General features: G+C 70.1%; 9 protein-coding genes and 1 pseudogene. 2 read left to right on the top strand and 8 right to left on the bottom strand.

Going from position 1 to position 10,409, the window contains the following annotated elements; all coding sequences use genetic code 11:
* Together U9977_RS21895 and U9977_RS27200 are read left to right on the top strand one after the other, a co-directional pair.
* A partial coding sequence (locus tag U9977_RS21895) for a UTRA domain-containing protein (protein WP_322751164.1) occupies positions 1 to 221 on the top strand: 221 nt, incomplete at its 5' end.
* A gap of 79 nt (positions 222 to 300) precedes the next feature.
* Positions 301 to 648: a hypothetical protein gene (locus U9977_RS27200; protein ID WP_416210739.1), complete on the top strand. Its 348-nt coding sequence runs from the start codon at positions 301 to 303 to the stop codon at positions 646 to 648.
* An 88-nt stretch (positions 649 to 736) separates the two neighbouring features.
* Here U9977_RS27200 and U9977_RS21890 read toward each other — a convergent pair whose 3' ends face one another.
* The 8 genes and pseudogenes from U9977_RS21890 to U9977_RS21855 form a co-directional block, all read right to left on the bottom strand.
* Entirely contained in the window at positions 737 to 1,540 is an 804-nt protein-coding gene (locus U9977_RS21890; RefSeq protein WP_416210740.1) for an enoyl-CoA hydratase-related protein, read from the bottom strand.
* An 11-nt stretch (positions 1,541 to 1,551) separates the two neighbouring features.
* Positions 1,552 to 2,367 carry an SDR family NAD(P)-dependent oxidoreductase gene (locus U9977_RS21885; RefSeq protein ID WP_322751162.1) on the bottom strand — a complete coding sequence of 272 codons (816 nt, stop codon included), beginning with the start codon at positions 2,365 to 2,367 and terminating at the stop codon, positions 1,552 to 1,554.
* The gene (locus U9977_RS21880) at positions 2,367 to 4,787 is read right to left on the bottom strand and encodes a CoA transferase (protein WP_322751161.1); all 2,421 of its coding nucleotides are present in this window, start codon (positions 4,785 to 4,787) and stop codon (positions 2,367 to 2,369) included. Before U9977_RS21880 ends, U9977_RS21885 begins: the two co-directional genes overlap by 1 nt.
* Positions 4,784 to 7,603 carry an alpha/beta fold hydrolase gene (locus U9977_RS21875; protein WP_322751160.1) on the bottom strand — a complete coding sequence of 940 codons (2,820 nt, stop codon included), beginning with the start codon at positions 7,601 to 7,603 and terminating at the stop codon, positions 4,784 to 4,786. Before U9977_RS21875 ends, U9977_RS21880 begins: the two co-directional genes overlap by 4 nt.
* Positions 7,604 to 7,611: 8 nt before the next feature.
* The gene (locus U9977_RS21870) at positions 7,612 to 8,370 is read right to left on the bottom strand and encodes an SDR family oxidoreductase (protein WP_322751159.1); all 759 of its coding nucleotides are present in this window, start codon (positions 8,368 to 8,370) and stop codon (positions 7,612 to 7,614) included.
* A 10-nt stretch (positions 8,371 to 8,380) separates the two neighbouring features.
* On the bottom strand, positions 8,381 to 9,526 hold the full coding sequence (locus tag U9977_RS21865) for an acyl-CoA dehydrogenase family protein (RefSeq protein WP_322751158.1): 1,146 nt from the start codon (positions 9,524 to 9,526) through the stop codon (positions 8,381 to 8,383).
* Positions 9,526 to 10,176 (bottom strand): TetR/AcrR family transcriptional regulator, encoded by a 651-nt coding sequence (locus tag U9977_RS21860; protein WP_322751157.1) that lies wholly within the window; start codon positions 10,174 to 10,176, stop codon positions 9,526 to 9,528. Before U9977_RS21860 ends, U9977_RS21865 begins: the two co-directional genes overlap by 1 nt.
* Positions 10,173 to 10,409: pseudogene (locus tag U9977_RS21855) on the bottom strand (hypothetical protein); the annotation flags it as partial. The gene U9977_RS21860 and the pseudogene U9977_RS21855, both read right to left, overlap by 4 nt.

The raw sequence follows: 10,409 nt of genomic DNA, 5'->3' as shown, positions 1-10,409 counted from the left end.
AGAAGACCGGCCGGCGCGGCAGGTACGCCCGGGACACCATTGCCGCGCGGCTCGCAAGCGACCTGGAGCGCGCGGAACTGGAACTCGGCGACGGGCCGGCTGCCGTGCTCGTGGTCCATCACACGGTCTACGACGCGCAACAGCAGCCCATCGAGTTCGCCGAAGCCGTGTACCCACCCAATAAGTGGACCTTCGAACAGGGCTACTCGGTGATCGACTAGCCCGGCGCTCATCCCGCTTGCGGCGCACGCAACCGGTGCGCCCTGCGCCAACACGTCCTACCGCGAGAGGAGATCGCAGATGGCCGTTTCCGATCACGAATTGGTGGTGGAACTGGGCATGAGTAAACAGGAACTGATCCGCGCGGTCGAGGCCGGTGTGCCACCGGGTGCGCGCCTGACCGACTTCGACGGTGATGTCGACCTCACCCTGATCTGGCGGGTCCGTGACGGGTCGCCCCGGCCCGGACGGTCACCCGGCACGGCCCTCCCGCCAAGCCGGCCAGTGCTGATGCCCGACAGCCGACGTACACGCCGTCTCACCCGGTTTCGCCGGCCACCGGCTCATCCCAATGATCGCGATCGTCCCGTACCAAGCGCCCAGACCGTAGTCAGCCCAAAAAAATCTTCAAAAGGGATTTGCCTTTAAGGATTGGCCTATGCCACTCTTTTGGCCAGTGGCATAGGCCACAAAGTCAAGAGGATGGCTCGGCGGGGAACGTCGCAGAGCCGGGTTGTCATCGGAACCTGGCGAAGTCCGGGGGGCGCTTCTCGGCGAACGCCGCCTTGCCTTCCTGGGCCTCGCGTGTGTGCCCGAAGATGTCGAGGGCATCGAAGCCCACCGCGCCGACGCCGGCGAGCTGCTCGGTGTCGGCGTTGAAGGAGTGCTTCAAGAACGCGAGCGCGGTGGGGCTGCGCTCGAGCAGCTCGCCGGCCCACCTGCGCACCTCGGCCTGCAACTCGGCGAGCGGCACCACGGCGTTGACAAGTCCCCACTCGAGCGCTTGGGCGGCGTCGTAGCGACGGCACAGATACCACATCTCGCGGGCGCGTTTTTCGCCGATGGCGCGGGCCAGGATGCCGGTGCCGAAGCCGGCATCCCATGAGCCGACCCGCGGCCCCGACTGGCCGAACGTCGCCGTGTCGGCGGCGATGGAAAGGTCACAGAGGACGTGGAGGACGTGCCCGCCGCCGGCGGAGACGCCGTTGACGGCAGCGATCATCGGCTTGGGGATGGCCCGCATGACCCGGTGCAGCGTCTGGATCTCGAAGATGCCGTAGTCGGTTGGGCCGTAACCGCCGAACTCGGCCGCCATCTTCACGTCGCCGCCCGCGCAGAAGGCCTTTTCGCCGGCCCCGGTGAGGCAGACGACGCCCACGGCTGAGTCACCCCACGCCAGCTTGAACGCATGGATCAGCTCGTCGACAGTGTGGGCGGAGAATGCGTTGTAGCGGGCCTCGCGGTCGATCGTTATCCAGGCCAGGCCGTTGTCGACCTCGTAGCGGACATCGGTCAGCTCCCGCGATCGGGCGTCGGTCAGCTCGCGGGATGTCATGCCGTCACCGGTGTGCGCCGGTCGATGTTGCCGCCGTCCGCGTACGACGGCATGTGCGCCTGGGAGCCGCCGTCGATACTGATCGCCTGCCCGGTGATGAACGATCCCTCATCGGAGGTGAGAAAACAGACGAGGTTGGCAATGTCCTCGGGCTGCCCGGCCCGCGACACGAGTTGATGGCGCAGAAGCCGTTCGATGGCCGGGCCGTCAAGCTTCTGCCGCAGCCGATCGGTCAGGATGAATCCGGGGCAGATGGCGTTGCACCGCAGGCCGCGGCGGCCGTACTGCGTGGCGATCGAGCGGCTGAGTGCGATCACCGCCGCCTTCGCCGCGGCGTAGGCGGTCTGCCCGGTGTCACCCAGGAGGGCCTGGCCGGACGAGGTGTTCACCACGGAACCGCCCCCGCGCTCGAGGATGTGGGGGATGGCCGCCTTGCAGCAGAGCATCGTCCCGCGGAGGTTCGTGCGTATCGTGCCATCCCACGTGTCGAGGTCGAGGCCGAGCACATCGACGTCGGACGGCGTGAGGTTCATCGCGCTGGCGTTGTTGTGCAGCACGTCGATGCCACCGAACGCCGACACCGTGGTCGCGACGAGGCGGTGTACCGACGACTCGTCGGCGATGTCGACCCCGACCCCGATGGCAGTGTCCCCCGCGGCCACGATTGCGGCCGCGCGCGCAGCCGCGCCGTCGGCGTCGATGTCGGCGACAACGACGGCTGCGCCCTCTTGGGCGAGCCGGTACGCGGTCGCCGCTCCGATCCCGTTCGCGGAACCGGTGACGATTGCCACCTTCCCGTCGAGGCGGCCCATCACAGGACTGCGCTCAGGGCAGCTGATTCGCGGAGTACCACAGCGTTCTCCTTCAGTTCAGCGATGTCGTCATTCGAGTAGCCCAGCTCCGCAAGGACCGCGTCCGTGTGTTCCCCGAGAAGTGGGCTCGGTGCGACTCGGCCGGGCATGTCCGAGAACGCGACCGGTGCCGCGTGGCGGAGGATCGTCCCGAAGAGCGGGTGTTCGACGTGGGTCACGAGTCCCGTCTCGACCAGGACGGAGTCGGTGTTCGTGAAGTCGGCCATCGAGCCTTCAAAAACCTCTACGACGCAGAGTCCGTGGCGCCCAAGAAGTTCTTCCCACTCCGTCGACCTTCGGGTGGCGAAGCACTCCGTCAACTCCTCGACGAGGTCGTGGTCGTGGTCCGCCCGCGTCCCCGCAGAGGAGAAGCGCGCATCGGAGACGAGGTCCGACCGGCCGAGCGCAGTCGTGAGCAACTCCCATTCGGTCTGGGTGGGGGCGGCCACCATGATCCACCCACTGGCGGCGGGATACAGGCGATAGAGCGCGTGTAGTCCCCGTTGGTCGGGGTCCGGCCCCTGGATCGGCGGCTTTCCCTCGTAGCGGACGTAGTCGTCGGCGTAGGCGTAGGCGTTGCCTTCGATCATGCTTGTTGCCACGAACTGGCCGACGCCACTGCGGCGCTGGTGGAGCAGCGCCAATGACAGGGCCGAGAGGACGGCGAGGGCCGCGTTGGAATCGCCGTCGACGGGTGGCTGCACGCGGCTGGCGAGCTGCCGGAGCTCCTCGACGCCGGCGCCGGCCGCTCGTTCGGGGGCGAGCCAGTAGCCCGCCTGACGGTGGTATGCGCCCGACGTCGCCGAGGCCGGCCCCGCGTACAGCGGGCGTTCGCTGTACGGCCCGTCCACGCCGTAGCCGCTGGCGTGCAGGTAGACGATGCGTGGGTTGAGGCGACGGACTGTTTCGTAGTCCAGCCCGAGGCTCGTCGCGACCTTGGGCCGGAAGCCGAACGCGAAGACATCCGCGCGGGCGAGCAGGCGCTCGATGATGGCGCGGCCCTGGGCTGACTTCAGGTCGACGGCAACGCTCTCCTTGCCCTCGAGCACCTTGACCGCTCCCGCCTCGGGAATGCCGTAGTTGACGCGCATCGGGTCGCCGGTGAGCGCTTCGATCTTGATCACGCGGGCACCGAACGACGCGGCCATGGTCAGGGCGAACGGCATGGCGTAGAAGTAGCCGAGCTCGACGATGGTGATGCCGGCCAGTGGATGCGGCAACGCCGCACCGGCTCGACCGACGGTCACGGCGGGCGGCGCCACGGCGGGCGGCGCCACGGCGGCGTGCTCGCCCAGAGCGGGCGCGGACCGGCCGATTCTCGATGGCGTCGCCGAGAAGGAGGCGATGGGCCCGATCTCGGCGATGGGTCCGACGACCGGGTCGAGCACCTCGACGATCTGCCCGTTGTGCAGGGCTTGGGGGTGCTCCATCGCCTCGTCGCCGGTGCGCACGACCTCAAACGCGATGTTGGGGTCGGCGAGCAGGATCGGGACCCATTCGTCCATCGTCCGCCGGCGGAACGCGTCGTAGAACGCCGCGCGGTAGCGGTCGGTGGCCACGGCGTCGGCGCTCGAGGGCCGGGCGACGGTGATCTCGAGCGCAGCGACGAGCGCGCGCAGCTGATGTTGCATGGTCGTCGAAGCGTTGATCCAGCGGCCGTCCTTGCTGCACAGCAGCGCCGGTGGGCGGGCGGGTGGCGCGGCGCGTGGCCGGTCCGGCTCGCTTGCCTGTTGCAGCCGGACCTGCCAGTGCATCGTGCCGAAGTAGTCGGCCGGCGTGAGTCCCTGGAGCAGCGTCGCGTCGAGGTGCTGGCCGCGGCCGGTGGTCTCGCGGGCCGTGAGCGCGGCGAGCACGCCGCTGCAGGCGAGATGACCGGCGCCGACGCTGGCCAGCGGCGCGGCCACGAACATCGGATCGTCGCCGGCCGGTCGGCCGGTGTAGATCCCCGGCGTGAAGAGGCCGGCCTTGGCGGCGACCGCCGCCTCGTATCCCTTGATCGACGCATAGCTTCCGCACCGTCCGAAGGCGGTGATCGAGCAGTGCACCAGCCGGGGATTGCGGGCCCGGAGCACGTCGTCGTCGATGCCCCACCGGGCGGTGACACCCGGTGCGAACCCGTCGATCACGACATCGGCGCCCTGCGTCAGCTCGATGAGCTCGTCGCGCCCGGCCTCGGTTCGCAGGTCGATGACAACGCTCTCTTTTCCCCGGCACCAGACGAGGAAACCTGACGGCATCTCGCGGCGTAACCGATCGCCTTCGGGCGGTTCGACCTTGAGGACGCGTGCGCCGTTGTCGGCAAGCAGCATCCCGCACAGCGCCCCGGCGATGCTGCCGCTACCGAGCTCGATCACGACCAAGCCGTCACAGCACGTCGTCATCGAATGTTCCCGGTGAACGCGAAGTCCTCGATGAGGGCCGCGAGCTCCGCCGGCTTGGCGCTCTGCACGCTGTGGCCGGCGCCGCTGACGATCTCGAGACGTGCCGAGGGCTGGCATCGGCGCACCTGCTCCGCGTGGGCGTCCGGTACGTGAAAGGAATCGCCGCCGCGCACGAGCATCAGCGGGCACCGCACCGCCTCGAGATCAGCCCACAGCGCGCTGAAGTCGAGCGGTTGGTCGCCGGGCAGGCGGAGTCGGTCGTAGCGCCACGCCCAGCGCCCATCGGCCCGACGGTAGGAGTTGTGACGCGCACCGACCGCCACCGACTCGCGTCGTCGGCCGGTGGCGGCAACCGTGGAGTCGACGAGCTCGGCGAACGACGCGAACGACGGCTCGGCGCTGATGAGGGAGCTCCCCCCACGCTCCTGCGACGTCATCTCCACCTCGTGGACGCTGGGCGTGACGTCGACCACGACGAGCGCCCGCACGAGGTCGGGTCGCCGGGCGGCGAGCCGGATGCCGGTCAGGCCCCCGAGCGACATCCCGACGACGACCACCGGCTCGGCGGTCAACTGCGCCACCGCACCCGCGACGACATCAGCGTTGCGCCACGGCCAGTAGTCGCGATCAGCGCGACGGTACGACCGTCCGTGTCCCGGCAGATCGAGCGCGACGAGCGGGCGCTTCAGCGCCGGCGCCACGCCGTCCCAGGTGTGGGCGTTCTGGCCACCCCCGTGCAGGAGGAGAAGCGCCGGCCTTTCCTCACCCCACAGCACTGCGCTGAGCGCCTCGCCGTCCGGGCCGTGGAGCTCCTCACGCCGAACGGCCACGTCGGGACCGCGCACGTAGGCGAACTCGTCGTAGTCCTCGCGCCCGAGCGCGGCGAGCCGGACGCCCGCCTCTGCCTGCGGGTTGTCGAGGCTCGACAGGTCGCCCGGGTCGGACCCGGTCACCCACGCACGCACGGCGCGGCGATGGACCTTGCCCGAACGGGTCCGCGGCAGGTCGGGCACGGCCAACACTGCCGACGGTCGCATCGGCTTGCCGAATGCCGTCGCGATCCGGTCGGCGACCCCTGCCGTCAGACGTGCTTCGTCGGCGGGCGCGCACGAAGCCTGCACCACGAGCACGGCCACCTGTCCCTTGACCGGATCGTCGACGCCGATCGCCGCGGCGGCGGTCACGCCCTCGACCTCGGTGGCGAGCGACTCGAGCTCGGCGGGCCCGACGCGCTTGCCGGCGATCTTCAACACGTCGTCCGACCGTCCGGGGATCTCGATGCTGCCGTCGGCGTAGCGCAAGGCACGATCGCCCTGGACCCACGTGCCGGGCAGGCGTGACCAGTAGGCGTCGAGGTAGCGATCGGTCTCGCGCCACAAGCCGCGGGTCATCGCCGGCCACGACCTCGTAACCACGAGCTCGCCCAGCTCGCCGGACACGGAGCGCCCCTCGTCGTCGACGACGTCGATCGCCATGCCTAGCGCGGGACCGGAGAACCGACCCGCGGAGGTGGCGACGTCGGGGTAGCTGGCGACGATGCAACCGCCCACCTCGGTGCCGCCCGACCAGTTGATGATCGGGACGCGGCCTCGCCCGGCATGACGATGCAGCCATCGCCACGCGGGAAGGGTCCAGGGCTCGCCCGAGGAGAGGATGACGCGAAGCGTCGGGAGGTCGTACGGCGCGACCCACTGCTCGCCCGCGGCCGCGAGCGTGCGCGCGGTCGTCGGCGACAGCGCGTACTGGGTGATGCCATGCCGCTCGACGAACCGCCAGATGCGGTCCGGCTCGGGATGGTCGGCGACGCCTTCGAACAACACGGCCGTGGCGCCCAAGGTCAAGGGCCCGAGTGCGCCCATCGGTCCGGCGAGCCACCCCATGTCGCTCGGCCACGAGAACCGGTCACCCGACCCAACGTCCGCCGTCAGAGCGAGCTCCAGCATGAGGTTGTAGGGCAATCCGCCGTGGGTGTGCAGTGCGCCCTTCGGTCGACCGGTTGACCCTGACGTGAACGCGAGCAACCACGGCGTCTCGGCGTCGAACGTCTCGACCTCGCCTGCTTCGGCGGCGTCGGCCACGGTCTTCCACCGCACGATCGCCGGATGCGGCGGCAGCGTCTCGCCGAGGCGAGACACGACGACCACCGTCTCGACGTTCGCCGTCTCGGCGGCGGTCAGCGCCGTTTCGAGCATCATGCTCGGGCGCCCGCGTCGCATCATGCCGTCGGCCGTTACGAGCACTCGAGCCTCCGCGAGCTGCAAGCGCTCGGCCAGTGGCGCCGGTCCGTAGCCCGAGAACGCCGGCGCGACGATCGCACCGAGACGGGCAACGGCGAGCATGGTCACGATCGCTTCCGGGACCATCGGCAGGTGCATGGCAACGACATCGCCGCGGCCGACACCCAACTCACGGAACCCGGTGGACGCCCGACGCACCGCACTCGCCAACTCGGCGAAGCTCAACTCCCGCGACTCCCCGCCGTCGCCTTCCCAGATGACGGCCGGCCCGATGAGGCGGTCCACCCACCGCTCGCACGCCAGCCAGGACACGTTCGTGCCACCGCCGACGAACCAGTGGCCGAACGGTGCGCCGTCTGACTCGTCGCACAGCGACGTCCACGGCCGCAGCCACTCCGCGCCAAGGAAGTCGAGCGCGGCCGGGTAGAACCATTCGGGATCGGCCGCGGCGCGGGCCGGGAACTCGCTGCGGTCGCCGACGCCGAGGACGGCAGCGAGCTGAGCCACGCGATAGCCGCCGACGAGGTCGGGGGGAGGGACCCAGCGGTCAGAATGGAAGGTTGGGGTCAACGCGCGCATCGAATGCCTCAGTTCCGCATGTAGGCGCCGGCGGCGACGTTGAGGATCTCACCGGTGATGTGGCGAGCGCGGTCCGACGCGAGGAACGCCGTCGCCTCGGCGATGTCATCGACGCCGACCGGTGTCCGCATCGGCGGGCTGGCGAAGTCGAGGATCTCCGGGTTGTCGTCCATGAACTTGGTGCCGACGACGACGCCCATGCTCACCGTGTTGACTCGGATGTCGTGCGGCGCGCCCTCGACGGCCATGCACCTCGTGAGCGCGTTGAGCCCGCCCTTCGTAATCGCGTAGGGCGACTCCAAACCGTCACCGCCGACGTCGGGGGCGTAGCTGCTCGTGTTGACGATGCTGCCCCCACCCGCGCCACGCATGATCGGCATAACTTGGCGGCAGAGATACCACGCCCCGGACAGGTTCACGCGAAGACACCAGAGCCAGTCCTCCGGGTCGTAGTCGAAGATCGCGCCTCGCACGTTGATCGTGGCGTTGTTGACGAGGATCTGGATCGGACCAAGCTCGTTGTTAACGGCATCGACGACGGCGTCGATCCGACCCCAGTCGCCGGCGTCCAGCGGCATGCCGACGACCGTCGCGGCCGGGTAGTCGGCGGCCATCTGCGCCGCCACCTCGGCCGCGCGACGCTCGTGGATGTCCGTCACTACGACGGTCGCGCCGCTGGCCGCAAGCCGCCGGGCGATCGCCTGCCCGCATCCGCGACCGGCGGCCGCCGTCACGAGAGCGACGCGACCTTTTAACTCTTCGTCCACCCGTTCCTCCTCAGCGGGGCAGGCCGAGCGTGCGTTCGGCGAGCGTGTTCTTCTGGATCTCGTCGGTACCGCCGGCGATGCGCATACCCGGCGCGAAGAGCACCGCGCGGCTCCATGTGCTGTCGCCGGCGTTGGCCGGGTCCCAGGCCGTCGTCGCCGGCCCGTGGATGCGCGCCCCGACCGTGGCGGCCCGCCGCAGCAGGTCGCTGTCGAGCAACTTGGCGATGGACCCTTCCGGCCCCGGCTCGCGGCCGGCAAGCACCGCGGCGTTGATGCGCTTTCCCACGTAGGCGAGCACCCGCTCGCGGATCACGATGTCGACGAGCTCGGCGCGCAGCACCGGATCGGTGGCGACGCCGCGGCGACGCGCCGCGGCGATGAGCGTCTCCGCGTCCGGGACCAGGCCCGCAGTCGCGCGCGTAGTGCCGAGCGAGACGCGCTCGCTCATGAGGCTGACGAGCGCCGCCGCCCAGCCGCGGTTGACCGTCCCGACGAGGTTCTGCGGCGGGACGTGCACGTCGTCGAAGAACACCTCGTTGAAGTGCGCCGTGCCGTCGATCTGGCGCAGCGGTCGAACGGTGATCCCCGGTGCCGCCATGTCGAGGAGGAACATCGTCAGACCGGCGTGCTTCGACGCGGCCTGCGGGTCGGTGCGCGCCAGGAGCAAGCCGAAGTCGGCGTGTTGCGCGCCCGACGTCCACACCTTCTGACCGTTGACCGTCCATCCCGACGCTGCGGATCCGGCCGCCCGCGTGCTCAGCGAGGCCAGATCGGAACCGGCACCGGGCTCGGAGAACAGCTGGCACCAGATCTCGTCGGCTCGCAGCAGGGGCGGGAGGTACCTCGCCTTCTGCCGGTCGGTGCCGAGCGCGAGCAGGGTCGGGGCGCAGACACCGAGCCCGACGACGAGCTCGCTGAGCGGGAGGCTGTACGCGGTCGCTTCCTCGTTGAACTCGATCTGCTCGCGGACGCCGAGGCCCGCTCCGCCGTATTCGGCCGGGTAGGTGATGGCCCCGAACCCGGCTGCGCACAGCGCCTGCTGGCAGTCGCGACTGCGGGCCAGCTCGTCGGCGGCGACGGCCTCCGACGGGATCCATCCACGTCGGGGGGCCTCGACGGCGAGCCACTGGCGGGCGCGGCCGCGAAAGCTCGACATCACGGCCGCAGCACTTGCCGGACGACGTCGAGCACCAGCCGGCAGCTCGCGTCGAGATCGACCGTCGGGTCGCCGAACCACTCGAAGTTGATGCCCTTCATCAGCGCCGCGACGGTCGCCGCCGCCGCCGGGGGATCGACGGAGGCCGGGATGCTTCCGTCGCGCCGGCCACGCTCGAACGCGGTCCGCAGCGTCTCGATATTCCGCGACGCGAACCGCGAGTGTTCGACGGCGACGTCGGGAACGCCGAGGACCGACTCGACGAGGATCACGACGCTGGCTCGCCAGTGCGCGGGGTGGCCCTTCGCGAACGCGAACGTCGCGGTGACCCACCGGTCCACGAACTCGCGGCCTGGGATGTCGGGATCGCAGGCGGCGGCCATGTGATCCGTGTAGCTCGCGTCGATCTCCTCCTGGATCGCCCTCAGCAGGCCGGCCTTCGACTCGAAGTGGAACGGAGCGAGGCCGTAGCTGTAGCCCGAGCCGCGGCTGACGTCAGCGAGCTTCATGCCGGAGTAGCCCCTGGTGGCGAGCAGCCCGATCGCCGTATCGAGCATCGCGGCGCGGGCCGCCCCCGAACGTTCGGCTCGACGCGTCCTGGCCTGCGGGCTTGCCTGCGGGCTTGCCTGCACGTTGGCCTGTACGCTCACGACGCGTCCGGCGGCTCGAGGCCGTACAGCGAGGCCGCGTTGGCGAAGACGACCTTGTGCAGCACCTCGGGCGACAGGCCGGCGAGGTTCTGGCACACGGTCTCGCGGGCCGAGGACGCCGGGCTGCTCGGCCCGGGGGCGAGGCCCGCCTCGTGCGGAAAGTCGGTCTCGAACATCAGGCTGTCCTGGAACTCCTCGAACAGCGGCACGCTGGAGCGCTCGTGCCAGAACGT

The organism is Protofrankia sp. Cas8 (assembly GCF_963555845.1).
In the GTDB taxonomy this organism is placed as follows: Bacteria; Actinomycetota; Actinomycetes; order Frankiales; family Frankiaceae; genus Protofrankia.
The sequence above is the reverse complement of the archived record's forward strand: the minus strand, read 5'-3'. Positions and strand labels throughout refer to the sequence as shown.